Below are 17,947 nucleotides of genomic sequence, written 5' to 3'. Positions count from 1 at the left end.
TTAGAGATATCTTAGTTGAGATTGATTGTCAAGACTGACAGTCAATTTAATTCCAAAATATCTACCGCTCTTCAACGTTTTCTGAGCTATCGCCCGCCGTTCCAGCAGGCAACCTAACGCAAGCGATGTTCAAGCGTCCCGGTAGGGCGAAGTGTTTTGGGGCGGTGGGTCTAGGTGAAAAGCCCAAGCCTTTCTCCGCCTGCCACATCCGCAAATCTATTAAGATTTGGGAACAGAGTGTTCAATGCCGACGGTTGCACACCAAACCAAAGAGACAGGTCAGCATAAAGTTGATCGGTCGAGGTCGTTGGGATCAAAACGCCGTCGCCCACATCAAGCGCGTTTTCGCTGGCCAGGCCAAGTTCGGGGTAATCCCCCAGAATCTGCCCACCTTTGACAGCATTGCCCATAACCAGGGTATTGCCCCCCCAACCATGATCCGTACCGTTGCCATTCGACGTCAGCGTCCGGCCGAAATCTGATCCCGTGAACGTCACAACACGATCCGCCAAGCCCATATCGTCAAGCGTTGCCTGAAACGCTCCCAACGCTTCGGACAATACGCGCAGCATACGGGCATGGTTCGCCAACAGTTCATCATGATGGTCCCAGCCAATATAGCGTACAAAGAACGTTTGCTGCTCGTGACCCAGCCGGTCCGAGGCGGCAATCGTCTTGGCGACCATGCGCAATTGTTGCGCGAGGTCCGAAGACGGGAAGGAGCGGGGTATCTTGATCCCACGGGTTGCGGATTTAAACGTCTCGTGTTTGGACTGCGCGTCGCGGGTCAGGTTCAGATATGTCTCGCGGAAGGGATCGCCGTTTTGATCGGCATTCATCATTCGGTTGAAACAGTCCAAAAGCAGGTCGTTGAGGGGACTTTTCTCTTCTTTCACGTATAGACCGACGCTGCCCTTGTCTGTGATTGAATATGGCAAGTCGATCGTGCCGGTCTGCGCAATGTTGTTTCCGGCCAAAGAGATGTTCATTCCGATCTCGTGCACCGATTTTGAGGGCTGTAGGTCATCAGCAAAGAACCCGAACCATCCGTCGTTCACACGCAGATCCGGGCGCGAGGTTTGCCAGTGTTTGAACTGGTCCGCGTGGCTCAGCAGTCCCAAGGGGAGTGCGGCCGAGCCGTCATAGAACTGCTCTTTCCGGACCTGTTCGACCAAGGGCCCAACATTGGCGACAAAAGAGAGGCGCCTTTGATCGAACAGCTCGGCCATTTCGGGCATCGACGGGTGCAGGCCAAAGCTGCGGCCCAGCCGATCTTTGGGCGTATCCAAGTCCAGCAGCTCACCTCGCGAAAGGGCAAGATTTGCCCGCGTTTCCGAGTATTGGCCGTGCGCGATTTTGTCATTTGGTACCAGCATGTTGAAGCTGTCATTGCCACCATCCAACATAACAAAAACAAGCGCCCTGCGGGCGGGCTTGATCATTCCCGTCCCAGCTTGCGCCAAACCGGGCAGGGTGGCACCCATCATTGCGCCAGTTGCGGCAACACCGGTCGAGGCCAAAAACTGCCGGCGCGTAAAGGATTTGATCAGCATGGGCTCAGGCCTCCTGCACGGTGAATTCTGGGGAAACGGCAATCATGAAGGCGATGGTCTGCACCACCCATTCGGGATTGTCCGCATACTGCACATAGGCCTGCTTGATCCGTTTGCGCACTTCGGCATCAGTCCGACCGGTCAATAGGACCGAAATCCGATCTATCAGCTCATCATGACGGCCTCGGTTCTGTGCGATTTTGATCTCTTCGCTCAGGTCGAAGCGCAGCGCGTTCTTGGAATTGGCCCTTAGTGTATCGGGGTCAAATTCCATCACCATCATCTGTTCAGGGCCCGTGCCGATCTGAGTCGAGACCAGCGGCAAGTAGCCGCCAAAGAACCAATAGTAGATGTTGTTGACATAAGCGACCGAGGTCGCGGCCGTGTGCAGCTCGAACTCGGGCGCGCGAAGGCCCATCTTCTGCAATGCGCCATGCGGGGTGAAATCGGGTTTGTAGAAATTGAACACAGTGGGCGCGGACAGTGGATGCATCTGCAGCGCCTCTTGAATGTCATCACCCAGCAGCCACAGCTTGCCGGTCTGGTTATGTGTTCCAAACGCAAGCAGAACCTGCGTGACGCGATGCAGGGGCGATTTCAGCTTTTGGGACTGAACTACTTTTGTCGGGGATTTGTATGCCGAAGGAAGACGTTTAGCGGCAACCTTATTGGTCAATGGGTAGGTCAGGATTGTGCGCACCGCGCTTTTCAGATCTCCGTTTGAGCCAAATGCCTGCGACACCGCTTCGACATAGGCGGGCGAGGGATTGGATGTGACCAGCCGGTTGATCAGATGGGTTGCGATAAACGGCGCGGTCGTAGGGTGGGCAACCAGTTGGTCGATGGTCGAACGAATTTCTTTCGGGCCGGACTGATCGCCGGGCAAGGTCAGACGACCGTTCAGCAGGGATTTTGCGCCGCGGTCGTGAAAGGCTTCTTCCACGATCATCGGTTTGGTCGCGTCAATGAAGGGCACTGTCTTATAGGCCTTTTCGACCCCATCATCGAACTGAACTGGATAACCATTATAGCTGTCTTCCCAGAACGACGTGTTCCACTCGTATTCATAGGCTGCGGGCAGCAAGCCGGTGAAGACCCGAGCCAGTTCCTTGATGTCGCGATTGTCATAGGTCGGGATCGGATCCCCACTGGCATCCAGTTTTTCCGTGCCATCGGGGTTCAGCTCGAACAAGCCAATCGAAAACAGCTGCATGATCTCACGCGCATAGTTTTCATCCGGATGGATGTTCTTGGCCTCGTTCGCCTTTTGATTGGTCATATGCGACAGGTAGATACCCATCATCGGGTGCATCGACACATCGTACAGAAGGTCTGAATAACTGCCGAACGCGTGCTTATAGAGCAGGTCATAGTAATTCGCCATCCCGATGGCATCCAGCTCCAGCGATGACGCGTCCGAGATGACCAGGATCTCGGACAGTGCCTGCGCAACACGCTGGCGCAGCAGGTCGTCGCGTTGCGATAGGGTGTGGTTCCACCAGGCCATGTGGAAATACCATTTATAGGGCAGGGCGGGGTTGTTGCCGTCGCCGTTGATCGCCCATTCGCCATGCGCGCGCTTTAGGCGCTTTCGGAAGCTCTTCCAAATCTTGCGAGTGGATTTTTCGAACGGCCCTTTGTTACCGATCGAGGCGTTCAGCTGATCATCCAACCAGCGTTCCGGGCCGGTCTTGCTAACTTGATGCAGTAACCTCTGATCGGCCCCAAGCGTGGCCTGCATCAAGAATCGACTGGTGTCTTCCAAGGATGACTTCATGGTGGATGGCGGTCCTTTAGATCTGACGACAGCAACTGGGATTGGCATAAACTGTCATGTGAGACAAAATAAAACTTAGCCCCGCCGTTTCAACCCGAAGAATTCGATATCCGCAAAAAAATGCCCCGTTTCCGGGGCAGTTGGGGTCAAATTTGCAAGGTAGCTTTAGTTTGCGTAATTCATTTTCAAACCAAGCGATGAGGTATTGCCATCGTATTCAATCGCCGCGTCTTCGAACGCCGGCAACGATCTGACGCCCGCGCCCTTGGAATATGCCCAACCTTCTTGCAGGATCGGCCCTTTCATCTCGAACTGGCCGTTGTCGTTCTGGTCGTGGTGTATCATGATCGCAAGCTGTCCGGGTTTCTGGTTCTCGAGCGTTCCGGAAACTGTGCTACCTGAGGCGGGGATCTTCGCGTAGCCCACGATTTTCGCCATCTGGCTTTGGTCGAACGCGGTCTTATCGTCAAAGGCCAGGATGTGAATAACGCCTCCGCGTCCAGCATCGACTCCTGAGATATCGATCTGTATATCCCCAGCCGCCGCCTGAGATGCTGCAAGAGCCATAAGGCCAGCGATGAATGCAGTTTTGGTCATTGAGTTTCTCCTGAACAGTTAACCGATGTAAATTCCAAACAGACGCCATGCGAGATCCTGCACGACGTAAAGCAGCCCGAAGGCGAACCACATGATCGTGATGGCGTAGAAAAGCGGCGGGTTTTCCTGGCTGTCGATTGTCTCAATCAAAAAGGCCTGGCCTGTCATAAAGGATGAGGCAGCCCACCACATGAACAGCAGCCCCCAGATTGCGTAGATCTGAAACCATGTTGCCAACAGCAAGCATAAGAAGATGATCCAGGAAAAAGGGTGGGATTTGAGGTATTGCATTGAACTTCTCTATCTATTTTCTGGGTTTGTGCCCGCATCAAAGTGGGCACGACGAAGGGATACCTATGCCTCACAAAACTGCGTGGCTTTGAAGAGGCTGTGTAACATTCTGGCTTGCCGCCATTGCAGATCAGTTGAAGTTCCGTCCACGCGGGCGACGTGCCAACTCTTTAGTCATGGATTGCCTGAAGCTGGTCGAACTGCGCCTTGTCCAACCGGTAGAACATCAGGGCAACAATCGAGGCCATGTATATGAAGAGGCTAAGGCAGGCATAGTTCCATCCCAGTGCACGGGAGACCTCGGGGGTCAGGTTCGATTGGTCTGGCGCTTCCGGAAAGCCAACATATGCCAGAAACATTCCGGAGATCGCTAACCCGCCAGCCGTGCCCGCCTTAAGCACGAATGTGATGACCGATGTGATGATCCCTTCGCTCTGGAAACCGTTCTGGCTGATACCCAATTCAACGACGTCCGCGGTCATCGACGTCAGCAGGGATGTGGTCCAGACAATCAGGATGATTTGCAGAATGCCGTGAGCAAACAGCAACCAGATCAGAAGCTCGGTGCCATTTGCAGGGAAGAACCCGATTTCACGCAGCACGTAAGGGGCGACACCGACAATTGCCGAGAGGATCGACAAGTATATGGCGCTCGATTTTTTGTCGCCGGATCGTGCGATAGGTTTCAGGGTTACGCCCGCTATCAAAGCGCCGATCAGGTTGGCCATCAGGATCAGAGCTATTTGGTCATTGTTCAGCTCCCAAAAGAACGAGGTCAGGTAGGTCCACAAAGCTGCTCCGATCCCGGCGCCCACCGCGAAAACGGCCGAGCTGACAAAGATGGCAAGTAGTGCAGGCAGCTTGAACGCTGCGAAAAACTGTCTGAAAAATCCAGAGATGCTGTAGGTCGCCACATGCGAAATATCCAGCATTCTATTCTGCCATTTGCGCGTGCCCAATGCGGTGACAGTGATAGCCAGCGCTATGAGGATTGCACCGACAAGGCCAGCTTCCTGATAGCCGGCCTGGTTGAGGATGCCGTAAGGCATCGTGTCGGTCGGAACCAACCAGATCACATACATCGCGATGACCATGATCTGACCGGCAATCCAGGTGACCGAGACCTTGAGGCCAGACAACATGGTTCGTCCGCCATAGTCCTTGGTCAACTCTGGCACCATCGCGTTGTGTGGCACGTCAAACAACGTCATCGCCGTCCGCAGAAGGATCGTTGTGATCAGCAGGAACCAAAACAGCTGGGTCTCTGAGGTCAGTGCTGCAGGTGGGTTCCAAATAAACCAGAACAGGAGTGCGACAGGAATGATCGCCGTGTAGATGAACGGGTGGCGCTTGCCGGCCCGAGAACGCGTGTTATCTGACAAGTAACCGACAACAGGATCGGATACAGCGTCGAACATCAGAGCAATGAAAAGCGCAAACCCCACCGTCTCTGCCGGAATGCCGATGACCAGATTGTAGTAGATAAGCAGGAAAAAGCTCAGCCCGTTCGACAAGATGCCGTTGGCTATGCCGCCCACCCCATAAAACAGCTGCATGCCGACCGGCGGGCTTTCAGTATTGGTATTCATTTTTCCTCCGGATCTACTTGCAGCAAGACGGTGAGTGATCGATCACTCAAATCAGATCACAAGGATCGTTTTTTGTCAAAGGTGTTAGATAACGGTACCTAACGACCGCGTTTGAGAAGCAAATGACCGCCGAAGCAACAGGCAACAAGCCGTGGCCATTCGCGTAGTGGAGTGTCAATCCCGACCGCGTTGGCGGTCGGGTGCTTGATCAGAAGTTATGCGACAGGCTCACACGTACAGCGGTCCCGGAAACATCCCGGATCTGTAGGCCAGCGTCAGGTTCGTTCACATCGCCAAGCGTACCATATGTGACATCAACCAGAATTCGGGTCTGACCAATCGAGTGCACGGCACCAAGCGTGATACCTTTGCCGCCGCCTTCATAGTCAAAGCCAACAAAACCGCCTTCAGGTTGCGACCGAGATAGAATGCCGTAGAAATACCACTTCGGGTTCAGCAAGTATCCGACGCCAATTTGGTAATCGATCGAGTTTTCCGCGAATTCCGCAAGCGGACCGCCGAGGGCTGGAGACTCCACGCTGACGTCATCCCAGTTCCTCCAACGGACCGACCCGAAGGCGCCCCAAGGACCGCTGATTGCACTTTGTACGTTCAGGGCGACCGTCTGAGGAGTGGATAGTTGCGTGGTCACGTCAGCTGGAGCAAGAGGTTGCAACTGTTCGACGCCGTCCAGATCGTGTTTGATTTCCGAGTAGTATGTCAGGTCGGCGCGAAACGCGAGCGACGGGATCTCATACGCAGCACCCACGAGGAAGCCAGGATTGAAATCCCCTTCGGAGTCCAGCGAGTAGCTAAGTGAAGGATTGATCAAGGCACCGCTGAAGTCGTTCAACTTTTCAAAGCGCACCCCAGCAAAGGCACTGAAATTTTCATTGAACTTGTACCGCGCCATAAGCGCGACTTCGGTGCCACGATATCGGACGTTGGTGCCAGCAGACGGAGCACCCGTACCGGTTGGGTACAGTAGCTTATAGTTGATAGAGTTGAAGCCGTGGATTGCGACTGCCCATTTGTCGCCTACGTCCTGTTTGTAAGCCAGGGATAGGCCGCTGATGCTGGGTGTGACGTCACCGGTCGGTTGGCCGAATTCAGTGCCTTCGGTTTTTGAATCGGCCCATCCTCCGGTGATCTCGACATATCGGCCCTGCTCAAAAAGGAACCGGTTTGCCGACGGAAACCCCTCGATTCCGCCAGCAAATGCTGGGCCTGAAATCAAGCCTGCGCCCAATGCCAAAGTTGCGATTTTCTTCATTCTTCCCTCCCTTTCCTCGGCTTTGTTTCTTTAATTTTGCCGAGGGGATCTGATATGACCGTGGCGCAAGGGCGCTTCGGCCTGTTGAAAGCGCCGTGGTTTGCGCATGGTCGTGCAACCATCGTGTGATGTGTCTTCAAATGATTGCGTTTCTGGCCTGTGGAACTGTTTGCGGTGCAGTAGGGAGGCGCGCAGCGTGTGGCCGTCGCAATTGCATGCGATGCGGGAATGTGGTCTTCCGTCTGAATGCAATGCCGCGCCTCTGAAGCGGGCCGTTTTGCAGCAGGCAATACCAATTGGTTCGGCAAACAAGCCGATTGCGCGTATTTTCATAGTCCCTGTCGTTTTTTGCAGCCCAGTCTTAGGCCGGGTTTTTGGTCTGATTATTGCGGTGCGAGTAGCCCCGGGCTGACACCTCCTCGTTGCTTAGAAGTTTTGATTGGCGCGCTCCTCCTGGGTCTGCGCCGCGTTTCGGAACAACTGTTCTGCGCGAACCCTACCAACGACCCGAATGTACTCTGGATTGGTCATGGATTTGCCCCTGTTGCTTGCCTGCTGGCTATTTGTTTGTCGGTTATGACAGTTATTTGTTGCACATAGCTGACATCTTTTCAATACGTTTGTATTGTACGTTTGAATTGGAATATTCTTTCGTGGCGAACGTTGTATTTTCAGGGCTTTGATCCAGTTCTCACAAACACCAAGGTTCCGCTCACACTTTTGCGGGATTTGCGCTAGGAAAGGCCGATGACGCAAAATTTGACAGAGAATCGGGCCAAACAGCGCGACAGGAACCGAGAACAGAAGCGACGCGAACTTGCCGAGAACGCGATTGCGACAATTGCGCGGGCTGGGTACGCCAACACCACCTTGCGGGATATCGCGGCCTCGACAGGTGTGTCGCTGGGCAAAATACAGTATTATTTTCCCGAAAAAGAGGGGTTGCTGTTGTATTGCGTAGATCTGTCGGTCGACCGGTTCACGTCACAGCTGAACGAGATTCTAGATGCAGAACTCAGCCCACGCGAGGCGCGCGGTGCCTATATCGAGCTGTTTGCCCATTCGATCATCAACTATGCGCATCTGCACAGGCTTTGGTATGACATCCGCAATCAGGCTATGTTCGATAGCCAGCTCAGGCCGCGAGTTGCTGACGTCGAGGCCCGGTTTGTCGCAATTTGTGACGAGCTCGGAAGGAAATTTGCTGTCGATGATGTGCGTGGTGTTGAAATCTATGTGATGCTGGACGGCGCCTTTCGGTATTACATCCAGCAAAGCATAGCTGGGATGCCAATCACGGCCGAGGACATCGCGCGGCACCTAAAACGCATTATAGGTTACCTGACGGGTGAAAAGTAAGCTACGGACCAATACTCCGCCGTCTCGCAATTTGCTTTCCGGGGCGTATTTTCGTTCTATTTCCGATCGGGTTGAAGACAAGATTTCCCGCCGATTACCTAGGGCTGACCGAGCTCTTGCATGGAGTATATTGTCATGAAAGAAAATTAAGCAAACGAGGCCGCATTGGCTTTAAAAATGCTGCACTAACCGCGTTTGCTGTGCTTACTGCTACTTCAGTTTGGTCCGATGACGTGGCCTAGGTGTTAGGCATTCTTTCTGCGTCACGTTGATAGAGTGCGAATGATCAGGCGCCCCTGTTGCAATGGGCTGACTTAGTTGTTTTCAAGATCGCTATCGGATCGAGGGTCCTTATATCGGTTCAGGTCCAGCACGCCTGCCTGAATGGGGTCGCTTGCCAGAAACATGGTCATCACCTGATCGCTGGTTTCCCAAAACCCCGGGCTTGTCCTGCGCAGCCCATAGGTGGCTACGATATCGATCCATTCGGCCTGCGACCGCACCGATTTGACGTCGGTTACAAAGGACGCCAGCTGGGCTTCCTGAAGTCGAAAGTAAAAATTCGTATAGCTTCCGATCACCCCCGGCAGAATGGTCAGCACGTCGGCTCGCGGATTCCTGCGATCTTTTTCTTCAAACAAGAACGCCACATTGTAATGGGCCTTATCGTGGAGCAGCGAATAGAGAGACGTGGACCCATCTTCGTTGTCCACCAAAAGCAGGGAAACATCTGACAGATACCTGACCCAATCGCCTGTATGATCCGCGAGTGCCCGCAAGTTATCCACAACTTCTGAACTCCCATTCGAACAGTCGGCGCTTTTGCATCTGTTGATCGTGTCCTCGACAGCCCAAAGACCGTTGCCGCGATTTAGAAGCTCCAGAAGGAACTCTTGCTTTGGCGTGTCCGTTCCAAAATCTATGCCAGTCGGAAAACTGTCATCGACACGACGCCGGTGCCAATAGGTGTGCAGCTCGGCCAGTGCCCCCTGATACCAGGTTTTGTGCATCCTTTGCCTGTCACCGCGCGGCATGAAGTTCAGGAAAGTGTCCTCACTCTCCATCCGCAACTCGTCCATGTATAACCGGGTTGAAAGCTGGTGTTCGAGCCGACCGAAAACATCAAAGCCTGCGACCAAGTCGTAATAAATACGTTCGAACACCGGATAATCGATAACCCATGCGGTTTCGGGGATGCCGCCGTGGAACCCGGTCATGGCAGAGGCATTGTCGAAATGCCGAAACACGGTAATCAGCGCCTGCGGATTGGTGCCCTCGCCATCCCAGATTGCGTCATATCCAAACCCGTTTTTGTGCGCCGCGCTGTTGCGATATCGGGCATCCCGAAACTCAAGATACTTGATCTGGTTTTCGTGGGACATTCCGTGAAGGTCCCCCAAGAACCCTATATCTGCAGTACTCACCGGCAATTCCAGAAAGGCCGCCCCGTCCGCCAAAAAGCTGGGTTCTGTGACGGACAGATCGGCATCCGGATCAAGGAAACTGACCCAGAACCGGTCTTCAATCACGTCAACGGCGGTTTCGCCGTGACAGACCGGTCCGCGGATGAAGCTGCGCACATAAAACAACGCGTCGTCCAAGAGAAACTGATAACGGCTGCGGGCCGGTATGTTGGCAAACGTGCTGAAGGGGTTGCCGCCTTCGTCTTCTCCGTACGCAGGCAACTCGGTGACGGACCAGGCCGGATCAAGGAATAGCTGCTGGTATCGCGCCAGACGATCCGGACCAAAACTATAGACCAGATGATCTTTGTGCACGATTGTTTCGTCGAATGCCTGCAGGCGATAATAGAACGGCCCTGCGCCGGGACTATCGAAAGGACGGCGTGTCGCGATGATCTCGATCTTTGATCCCGGTGGGCTGGCGGACCGCACCAGCTGAAAAAACTGTCTTGGATTGTCGGTTGGAAAGTGGAGGCGCGCCAGAAACAGATGTTCGTATACATATCTGCTCATCAATTGATGGCGCAGGTCGGGCGCGTTCAGAAAGGCCTCCCACTCTGTGATCTGATCCTGAATGTCCTGAGGGATTTGTGGTGTGGCCGATGGCAAGGGCGCACCATTTTTAAGCCATGACATGAGGGTCTGGTATTCTTGTTCACTCAGTGGGGCCGTGGCGTAGGGCATTCCCGCCCTTGGGTTTGCCGTGCTGAAGGCGTCGAATTCCTGTGTTGTAGGGCAGGTCAGGGGGCGATCAATCGACAAACCAAGCTGGGTTGGGACAGGTGCGTTAGCCGTCAAACGAGCTTGCCTGCCGAGCTTAATGGAGCGCTCTAACACCGATCCACCCGCGCCGGTTACCTCGGATGACGGAAGAACGGAAAAGAACCCAAGATCCCGCCACCCAGGAATTGTGTGCGCGTCGATTCCAAGCCGCGTTGGTTGCGCATCTTTTAGTCGTTCGGAGTGGTAGACCGCCTCTTTACTAGCGCCGCGCAAAAGGCCGGCAGGGGATGTCAGCTTGAGTTGGCAGGGCGCGTCGTAGCAACTGTGACAGACCACGCAGCGGTGGTTCAGGATATCCTGCACGTCGGCCCAGTCTGCATTTTCCTGCTTGTCGACAATGGTCGCGCCGGGTGCTGCTGCATCTGACTGGGCCAAACTTTGGTCAGCAAACGTAAATGCAATCGAAGCCGCTAAAACAAAGGTCAAAAAACGCAAATATTGTAATGTTCGCAGCATAGATGCCCCCGTCTGAATGGTTTGATTTTATTGACCATCACGCAAAGCCCATAGGCCCTAACAGGTTTATACTACTGAATTGATTTCGTTTGTCGCGTTTCCTGAACTTTTACGTTGAGGCATCGTTGGGCGTGTTTGCCGCAGTTTCACATGCGGCAAAGTAGATTTATTGGGAGCTTAGTTCGCCAATAATGTCAGACCGTTGCGCCCTTGATGCGTATGGCCGATCCCACGCTACCGGCGCAAAGGCCAATGCCAATAGCAATCAACAGCTCGAATGTATCGACCGCGGCAAATGAACCATGGGCGAAAACGAAGGTCGCCAACACCCCGACAATGCCCCCCATCAATGCACCCAGCCAAACGCGGCGAGTCATCATTCCAAGGGCCAGCCCAAGGATACCCGGCAGACTGATGACGTTGGCCCCGATTGTTCCCAGAATTTCCAGCATGTCGCGTCCCTTTTTCAGTCTGCCCGAGTACTCAGGAATGATTTGATGTCATCGCCGTCAGCTGCGGCCTGTTGTTGCAACGAACCCTGCGCTTTGCTGGCCAGGGTTTCGGTCACTTCCTGATACCGCTCCTGATAGCCGGGTGGCAGGCTATGGGCGATGCCCTGGTGGCAATCGATACAGGTCATGTTTTCATCAATGGCGCGTTGGTGCTCAGAGGCAGCGCGCGTTTCCTGCAATGTAAAATCCATATAGTCGAAGTTGTGGCAATTCCGGCATTCGCGACTGTCGGAGGCCTTCATCTTCTTCCAGACGGCGGTCGCCATGCTCAGACGATGCTCTTCGTATTTCTCGGGTGTACTGATCGTGCCTGCCAGCTCGTGATAGACGTCCTTGACCGCCATGATCTTGGCTTTGATCTTGTGGTTCCATTCATGCGGCACATGGCAATCAGAACAGATGGCCCGCACACCGGAGTGGTTGTTGTAGTGGATCGTCTCGCGATACTCACCCAGATTCGTCTCCATCGTGTGGCACGAGGTACAGAACTCTTCGGTGTTAGTCAGTTCAAGCGTCCAGTGGAAGCCGCCCCAGAACAGGATGCCAGCCAGAAAGCCTGCAAGGATCAGAAAACCCGAGCTAAAGGCAACCGCTGGGGTCCAGATCCAGTTCCAGAGGCGGCCAATCCAACCGCGTTTTTCAGGAGAGTCTGCCATATCGGTGCTCCTTTCATTCTTGCGTTGGATTAATTGCCCGAGGACGGTTGAAAGACGTTGTCAACCAATGGCGGTGCGTCTGCTTGTGGCACGTGGCATTGGTTGCAGAAATAACGGGTGCCTGCGATGTGATCCAACTCGTTGCCATCGCGATCCAGATAGTGAGTCATCGACAATGTCGGGGCGTTGCGTTCGCCGGCTTTGGTCCAGTCGTGGCAGGACAGGCACTGATTTGTGCGCGTGTCGATCTGATATTGCTCGACCGAGTGCGGGATCAGCGGCGGTTGTTGGCGATAGTTGCGCTGCATGCGCCCTTCGACGTTCTTGTGGATCTGTTCCAAGGGGATCAGTTCATCCACATCGGCACCCCGCAGGGTTTCTACCTGAGCTGATTGCGCAAGGGCGAATCCGCCCAAAAGCAAAACGGGGATAAGGGCTGTAAGGCCTGTTCGGGTTAGCTTGTTCATCTTGGCACTCCCTCAGATAGGTCTGGCTGCGCGCGGATCGGGCGCGGGAACTGGATCGGCAGGTGCGGCGATCTTGTCGTCGAACCGGTGAGTAAATTTGAAAACGTCGACGGTGCATACGTCGATGCAACGACCGCAGGTGGTGCAGTCAGGGGAAAGGATCAGTGGTGTGGAACCCGACTTACCCTTCAGCGCAGGAGATATGACCTGATTTTCTGGGCAAACGGCATAGCAATCCATGCAATCATCGCAGGCTGCCCGGTTCGCAGCGCTAACTCGCAGCAGGCCTTTCGCGCCAATCAGGCCGTAAAATGCGCCAACCGGACAGATGTGACCGCACCAGCCGTGGCGCGAAACGAACAGGTCGAACACGAAGATGGCAATGATCATGGCCCAGACGAACCCCGCGCCGAAAATCAGACCGCGATGCAGCATGGTGATCGGGTTGACCAGCTCCCAAGCGATCATGCCTGTAGCGCCCGAGACGATTAGGACGGTGGCCAATATCCAAAGGCGGGTGTTGCGCTTGGGCTGCCAGCCTTTCGGCAGGTCCAAACGTCTGTGCAACCAGTTGGCCGCATCGGTGACTGGGTTGATCGGACAAACCCACGAACAATAGACGCGCCCACCAATCAGAGCGTAGGCGACCAGAACGATTACACCCCCGATCAGGGCCGTCCATTCCGGCCAGTGTCCGGCGATCGCGCTTTGCAGTAAGATAAATGGGTCGGTCAGCGGCAGCACGCCCAGCGTCAAAGAACCCGCGAGCGTGCCTTGCACGATCCAGATGCCGAACCACGGCCCCAGAAGAAACACAGTCAAAAAGAACAGCTGGCTTGCGCGGCGCAGCAGCAGGTATTTGTGGGCGCGCACCCAACCTTTTTCCTCGATGGCCTCCATTCCGGCCGGCATATGTGTGCGTGCACTCATTGTCCGACCCCCGGCAAATCGTATGCAGGTGCGAACCCGCCCGGTGCGGCAAGGTTGTCGGTGCCCGGTCCGGGCAGTCGGTCCGGCAGATCGATGAGGCCTTCAACAAGGGGACCGCCTTTGGCCTCTTTCTCTTCCCAGCCTTTGCGGTAGTGATCGGCACTGCTGCCGCGGGCCAAACGCGCACGCAGGACCTTGATCGCGGCCTCGGGCAGAACACAGCTTTTCTCGCACATGCCGCAGCCTGTGCAGTGGTCCGCATGAACTGTCGGGATGAACAGTGCGTGGTGGCCTGAACGTTCGTTATGGGCCGTTTCCAGCGTGATTGCCTCATCAATCACGGGGCAGACGCGATAGCAGACATCGCAGCGCAGACCGAGGAAGTTCAGGCAGTTCTCCTGATCGACAAGGACGGCAACACCCATTTTGGCATCATCAATATTGTCGAGGGCCGGATCCAATGCACCGGTGGGGCAGGCGGCCACGCAAGGGATGTCGTCACACATTTCACAAGGCACGTCCCGCGCTGTGAAATAGGGAGTCCCGGTAGCAACCGCATCCACGCCCAATTCTGCCAGTTTCAATGTGTCGTAAGGGCAATCCCGCACGCAAAGCCCGCAGCGAATGCATGCAGACAGAAACGCCTCTTCTGGTAGCGAGCCGGGGGGGCGCAACGCTTCGGCCGGTAACGCGCGGGCATCGCGGGCGAGCCAGGCCAACATTGACCCGGCGACCACGCAGCCACCCGACGCACGCGCCGCATCCTGCAGGAAGCGACGCCGTTGCGGCGAAAGAGGTTTACCTTCAAAGGGCATGGGGACGGCCTTTGCCTCGCTTGTCCGTTACGCGCGCTCGACCTTACAGGCGCATTTTTTGTAGTCGGTCTCTTTCGACAGCGGGCAGGTTGCGTCCAGCGTCAGCTTGTTGGTCAGCTGATGCTCGTCGAACCATGGCATAAAGACCAATCCGCGTGGCACCTTATTGCGGCCGCGCGTTTCAACCCGGCTGGTCACCTCGCCCCTGCGGGTGGAGAGTACGATCTCTTGCCCACGGCGCAGACCGCGATCCTTGGCGTCCTCCGGGTGCATGTAGACAACGGCTGACGGAAACGCGCGATGCAGTTCGGGCACGCGGCGGGTCATCGAACCCGAATGCCAGTGTTCCAGCACACGACCGGTGGATAGCCACAGATCGAATTCCTCATCCGGTTCCTCGGCGGCGGGCTCATAGGGGGCAAAGATGATCTTGGCCTTGCCGTCCTCGTAGCCGTAGAACTTAACGTCTGCGCCTTCCGGCACATACGGATCATACCCTTCGCGGAAGCGATAGAGTGTTTCCTTGCCGTCGACGACAGGCCAGCGCATGCCACGGGCCTCGTGATACATCTCGAACGGAGCAAGGTCGTGCGCGTGGCCGCGTCCGAAATCGGCATATTCTTCAAACAGACCTTTCTGAACGTAGAATCCGAAATGCTCAGCGTCGTCGTTGTGGAACCCTTCCGCCGTTTCCGACAGCGGGAACTGGTCGACCTTACCGTTGGCATAAAGCACGTCATACATGGTCTTGCCGCGATGCTCGGGCATCTTGGCCAGCAGCTCTTCGCCCCAGACCTCTTCGATGGTAAAACGTTTCGCGAATTCCATCAGCTGCCACAGGTCCGACTTGGCCTCACCCGGTGCCTGCACCTGTTGACGCCAGAATTGCGTACGGCGTTCGGCGTTGCCATAGGCGCCTTCTTTCTCAACCCACATGGCCGTGGGAAGGATCAAGTCGGCCGAAACTGCGGTGACAGTTGGGTAAGGATCCGAGACTGTGATGAAGTTTTCCGGGTTACGGTAACCAGGATAGCCTTCTTCGTTGATGTTGGGCGCGGCTTGCATGTTGTTGTTGCACTGGACCCAATAGGCATTCAGTTCGCCGTCCTTCAGTTTGCGGTGCTGCAACACGGCGTGGAAGCCGGGCTTGGGCGGGATAGTGCCCTCGGGGATGTTCCATGCGGTTTCGCAGATTTCGCGGTGCTTATCACTCGTAACAACCATGTCCGCCGGCAGACGGTGGGCAAAGGTCCCCACCTCACGCGCCGTACCACAGGCCGACGGTTGACCCGTCAGCGAGAACGGTGAGTTTCCGGGTTCGGAAATCTTTCCCACCAGCAAGTGCACGTTATACATCAGCGAATTCACCCAGGACCCACGGGTGTGCTGGTTGAAGCCCATGGTCCACAAGCTCATCACTTTACGGTTGGGGTCGGCATATTGCTGGGCCAGTTTCTCCAGCTTGTCTGCAGGGACACCAGACAGTTCAGAGGTATATTCCAGCGTGTAGGGCGCGACGGCTTCGGCGTATTCTTCAAAGCTGATCGGATCCATCTTGCCCGAGTTCGGATTTTCAGCTTCTTGTTGCAGCGCGTTGGTGTCGCGCAGGCCATAGCCGATATCGGTGGCGGTTTTGGTGATGTTGACGTGATTCTTGACGAAGTCTTCGTTTACCGCGCCATTTTGAATGATGTAGTTGGCGATGTAGTTCAGGATCGCCAAATCGGTTTGCGGTTCAAAAACAATGCCGTTGTCCGCCAGTTCGAACGAGCGGTGTTCGAAAGTGGACAGCACATGCACCTCACATCCCGGCTTGGTCAGGCGCGTGTCTGTCAGGCGCGACCACAGGATCGGGTGCATCTCAGCCATGTTCGAGCCCCACAGCACGAAGGTGTCCGCGTACTCAAAGTCGTCATAACACCCCATCGGCTCATCAATGCCGAACGTCCGCATGAAGCCTACAACGGCTGATGCCATGCAGTGTCGTGCGTTGGGGTCGATATTGTTAGACCGGAACCCGGCTTTCATCAGTTTGGAGGCCGCATAGCCTTCCCAAACCGTCCATTGGCCGGAACCAAACATGCCGACACTGGTCGGGCCTTTCTTGGCCAGCGCCTCTTTCCATTTTGCGGCCATGACATCGAACGCTTCGTCCCAGCTGACCGGCTCGAACTCGCCGTTTTTGTCGTATTCGCCGTTGGTCTTGCGCAGTAAAGGCGTGGTCAGTCGATCCTTGCCGTACATGATCTTGGACAGGAAATAGCCCTTGATACAGTTCAGCCCGCGGTTCACAGGCGCGTCAGGATCGCCTTGCGTCGCAACGACGCGACCCTCTTTGGTGCCAACCAGAACAGAGCAGCCTGTACCACAGAACCGGCAAGCCGCCTTGTCCCACCGGATGTCCGGCGCTCCGGCCTGGGCATTGGCTTGACCGGCCGCCAGCGGAATACCAGCGGCTGACGCCGTTGCTGCGGCCGCAGAGGCCTTGAGAAAAGTCCGACGGGATTCAGAATGTGTCATTGCGTGGGCCTCCGGCTGGGGGTTGGGCTTGGGGCATCGGGCTGCGGACGGGCGTCCGCGGGATCCTCGAAATGGTGATAAGTCAGTGTCAGTGAGATGACGCCCGGGATCTGGTGCAGATCCATGATGATCTCGGACGCAAGGCGTGATGGCGTGTCTTCGACAACGACAACAAATCGCCCATCGTCTGTTTCGGCGTGAATTTCGACACCCGGTGTGTCCCTCATCACCCGCGCTGCTGCGCTTGTGTGATCAGGTGCGACATGGGCAAGACAACCGCAGATGTTCATTGAGTAGTTTCCATTTGTGGTTGAGATTGGCGTTCAAGCGCAATGGCATCGGCGGGACATAAACTTGGGCAAATCCCGCAGCCGTTGCATGTATCAAGGTCAAGCACTGGCTCTGCGCGGCCACCGGTCATCAGTTTGAAGCGGATCGCGCCTTGTTCGCAATTGTCCTGACAGATGCGACAACTGACGCCGTTCATGGATAGGCACGTGGCCGCTGTAAGCGCGGCGCGCCATGGCCAATCTGGCAAACGGTCAAACATTAACGTTTCGGTTGGACAAATCCGGGCGCAGTCACCGCAGAAGGTGCAGGGATTATCAGTTGGCTGGAACCGGGGGTATCCATCTGCCCCGATGATGATCGCATCCTCGGGGCAAGTATCTGCGCAATCACCACATTTGCTGCATGTTTCAACAAAGCACAGCTCAACCGAGCCCGGAGGTCTGGCGATATTGCCGTCCTCTGGTCTAATTTTGGCGCTTAGAAACGCGCGTCGGCTGGTCAATTGTTGCATTGCATGCGACCTGGCTACACTCGATTCCTGTAATCGAGTGTATCGCATACCGTGATCTGTGGGGTTCTTTTTTGATTTAGGTCATTTTGCCCGATTATTATTAG

The 17,947-nt window shown here is 55.4% G+C and carries 16 protein-coding genes; 1 reads left to right on the top strand and 15 read right to left on the bottom strand.

Annotated features, from left to right (window positions below; genetic code table 11):
• Positions 1–170: 170 nt before the first annotated feature.
• From AC2FI8_RS08195 to AC2FI8_RS08170, 6 genes are all read right to left on the bottom strand, one after another.
• Positions 171–1,553, bottom strand: a complete 1,383-nt coding sequence (locus AC2FI8_RS08195; RefSeq protein ID WP_496778364.1) for a DUF1501 domain-containing protein — start codon at positions 1,551–1,553, stop codon at positions 171–173.
• 4 nt (positions 1,554–1,557) lie between these two features.
• A complete protein-coding gene (locus tag AC2FI8_RS08190) occupies positions 1,558–3,330 on the bottom strand; it encodes a DUF1800 family protein (RefSeq protein WP_496778362.1) in 1,773 nt (590 codons plus the stop codon).
• A 165-nt stretch (positions 3,331–3,495) separates the two neighbouring features.
• Entirely contained in the window at positions 3,496–3,927 is a 432-nt protein-coding gene (locus AC2FI8_RS08185; RefSeq protein WP_496778360.1) for a DUF2141 domain-containing protein, read from the bottom strand.
• 18 nt (positions 3,928–3,945) lie between these two features.
• Positions 3,946–4,218 (bottom strand): hypothetical protein, encoded by a 273-nt coding sequence (locus AC2FI8_RS08180; RefSeq protein WP_496734766.1) that lies wholly within the window; start codon positions 4,216–4,218, stop codon positions 3,946–3,948.
• Positions 4,219–4,388: 170 nt separating this feature from the next.
• Positions 4,389–5,807 (bottom strand): MFS transporter, encoded by a 1,419-nt coding sequence (locus AC2FI8_RS08175; protein WP_496778358.1) that lies wholly within the window; start codon positions 5,805–5,807, stop codon positions 4,389–4,391.
• Positions 5,808–6,015: 208 nt separating this feature from the next.
• Complete coding sequence (locus tag AC2FI8_RS08170; RefSeq protein WP_496778356.1) at positions 6,016–7,080, bottom strand: hypothetical protein; 1,065 nt, start codon at positions 7,078–7,080, stop codon at positions 6,016–6,018.
• A 747-nt stretch (positions 7,081–7,827) separates the two neighbouring features.
• Here AC2FI8_RS08170 and AC2FI8_RS08165 point away from each other — a divergent pair.
• Positions 7,828–8,439, top strand: a complete 612-nt coding sequence (locus AC2FI8_RS08165) for a TetR/AcrR family transcriptional regulator (RefSeq protein WP_496778355.1) — start codon at positions 7,828–7,830, stop codon at positions 8,437–8,439.
• 314 nt (positions 8,440–8,753) lie between these two features.
• On the opposite strand, the gene AC2FI8_RS08160 is transcribed toward AC2FI8_RS08165, so the two are convergent.
• The 9 genes from AC2FI8_RS08160 to AC2FI8_RS08120 form a co-directional block, all read right to left on the bottom strand.
• The gene (locus tag AC2FI8_RS08160; protein WP_496778353.1) at positions 8,754–11,141 is read right to left on the bottom strand and encodes a fatty acid cis/trans isomerase; all 2,388 of its coding nucleotides are present in this window, start codon (positions 11,139–11,141) and stop codon (positions 8,754–8,756) included.
• A 194-nt stretch (positions 11,142–11,335) separates the two neighbouring features.
• A complete protein-coding gene (locus tag AC2FI8_RS08155) occupies positions 11,336–11,593 on the bottom strand; it encodes a hypothetical protein (RefSeq protein ID WP_108859619.1) in 258 nt (85 codons plus the stop codon).
• A gap of 14 nt (positions 11,594–11,607) precedes the next feature.
• Positions 11,608–12,309, bottom strand: a complete 702-nt coding sequence (locus tag AC2FI8_RS08150; RefSeq protein ID WP_496778351.1) for a NapC/NirT family cytochrome c — start codon at positions 12,307–12,309, stop codon at positions 11,608–11,610.
• Positions 12,310–12,338: 29 nt separating this feature from the next.
• Complete coding sequence (locus AC2FI8_RS08145; RefSeq protein ID WP_496778349.1) at positions 12,339–12,776, bottom strand: nitrate reductase cytochrome c-type subunit; 438 nt, start codon at positions 12,774–12,776, stop codon at positions 12,339–12,341.
• 12 nt (positions 12,777–12,788) lie between these two features.
• Positions 12,789–13,706 carry a quinol dehydrogenase ferredoxin subunit NapH gene (gene napH, locus AC2FI8_RS08140; RefSeq protein WP_496778347.1) on the bottom strand — a complete coding sequence of 306 codons (918 nt, stop codon included), beginning with the start codon at positions 13,704–13,706 and terminating at the stop codon, positions 12,789–12,791.
• The gene (gene napG / locus AC2FI8_RS08135; protein ID WP_496778345.1) at positions 13,703–14,521 is read right to left on the bottom strand and encodes a ferredoxin-type protein NapG; all 819 of its coding nucleotides are present in this window, start codon (positions 14,519–14,521) and stop codon (positions 13,703–13,705) included. The genes napH and napG overlap by 4 nt, the downstream gene beginning before the upstream one ends.
• Before the next feature lie 27 nt (positions 14,522–14,548).
• Entirely contained in the window at positions 14,549–17,041 is a 2,493-nt protein-coding gene (gene napA, locus AC2FI8_RS08130; RefSeq protein WP_496778343.1) for a nitrate reductase catalytic subunit NapA, read from the bottom strand.
• Complete coding sequence (locus AC2FI8_RS08125) at positions 17,038–17,331, bottom strand: chaperone NapD (protein WP_496778341.1); 294 nt, start codon at positions 17,329–17,331, stop codon at positions 17,038–17,040. The genes napA and AC2FI8_RS08125 overlap by 4 nt, the downstream gene beginning before the upstream one ends.
• Positions 17,328–17,843: a ferredoxin-type protein NapF gene (locus AC2FI8_RS08120; protein WP_496778339.1), complete on the bottom strand. Its 516-nt coding sequence runs from the start codon at positions 17,841–17,843 to the stop codon at positions 17,328–17,330. The genes AC2FI8_RS08125 and AC2FI8_RS08120 overlap by 4 nt, the downstream gene beginning before the upstream one ends.
• Positions 17,844–17,947: the final 104 nt, after the last annotated feature.

The organism is Ruegeria sp. CDSB029, from assembly GCF_059611125.1.
This window is presented reverse-complemented; position numbering and strand designations above follow the sequence as displayed.

Excerpts from the sequence above, each read along its gene's own strand:
- AC2FI8_RS08150 (WP_496778351.1), bottom strand. The coding sequence starts at position 12,309 with ATGGCAGACTCTCCTGAAAAACGCGGTTGGATTGGCCGCCTCTGGAAC.
- AC2FI8_RS08170 (WP_496778356.1), bottom strand. The coding sequence starts at position 7,080 with ATGAAGAAAATCGCAACTTTGGCATTGGGCGCAGGCTTGATTTCAGGC.
- AC2FI8_RS08185 (WP_496778360.1), bottom strand. The coding sequence starts at position 3,927 with ATGACCAAAACTGCATTCATCGCTGGCCTTATGGCTCTTGCAGCATCT.
- AC2FI8_RS08165 (WP_496778355.1), top strand. The coding sequence starts at position 7,828 with ATGACGCAAAATTTGACAGAGAATCGGGCCAAACAGCGCGACAGGAAC.
- AC2FI8_RS08145 (WP_496778349.1), bottom strand. The coding sequence starts at position 12,776 with ATGAACAAGCTAACCCGAACAGGCCTTACAGCCCTTATCCCCGTTTTG.
- AC2FI8_RS08125 (WP_496778341.1), bottom strand. The coding sequence starts at position 17,331 with ATGAACATCTGCGGTTGTCTTGCCCATGTCGCACCTGATCACACAAGC.
- AC2FI8_RS08155 (WP_108859619.1), bottom strand. The coding sequence starts at position 11,593 with ATGCTGGAAATTCTGGGAACAATCGGGGCCAACGTCATCAGTCTGCCG.
- napH (WP_496778347.1), bottom strand. The coding sequence starts at position 13,706 with ATGAGTGCACGCACACATATGCCGGCCGGAATGGAGGCCATCGAGGAA.
- AC2FI8_RS08180 (WP_496734766.1), bottom strand. The coding sequence starts at position 4,218 with ATGCAATACCTCAAATCCCACCCTTTTTCCTGGATCATCTTCTTATGC.
- AC2FI8_RS08160 (WP_496778353.1), bottom strand. The coding sequence starts at position 11,141 with ATGCTGCGAACATTACAATATTTGCGTTTTTTGACCTTTGTTTTAGCG.
- AC2FI8_RS08175 (WP_496778358.1), bottom strand. The coding sequence starts at position 5,807 with ATGAATACCAATACTGAAAGCCCGCCGGTCGGCATGCAGCTGTTTTAT.
- napG (WP_496778345.1), bottom strand. The coding sequence starts at position 14,521 with ATGCCCTTTGAAGGTAAACCTCTTTCGCCGCAACGGCGTCGCTTCCTG.
- AC2FI8_RS08190 (WP_496778362.1), bottom strand. The coding sequence starts at position 3,330 with ATGAAGTCATCCTTGGAAGACACCAGTCGATTCTTGATGCAGGCCACG.
- napA (WP_496778343.1), bottom strand. The coding sequence starts at position 17,041 with ATGACACATTCTGAATCCCGTCGGACTTTTCTCAAGGCCTCTGCGGCC.
- AC2FI8_RS08195 (WP_496778364.1), bottom strand. The coding sequence starts at position 1,553 with ATGCTGATCAAATCCTTTACGCGCCGGCAGTTTTTGGCCTCGACCGGT.
- AC2FI8_RS08120 (WP_496778339.1), bottom strand. The coding sequence starts at position 17,843 with ATGCAACAATTGACCAGCCGACGCGCGTTTCTAAGCGCCAAAATTAGA.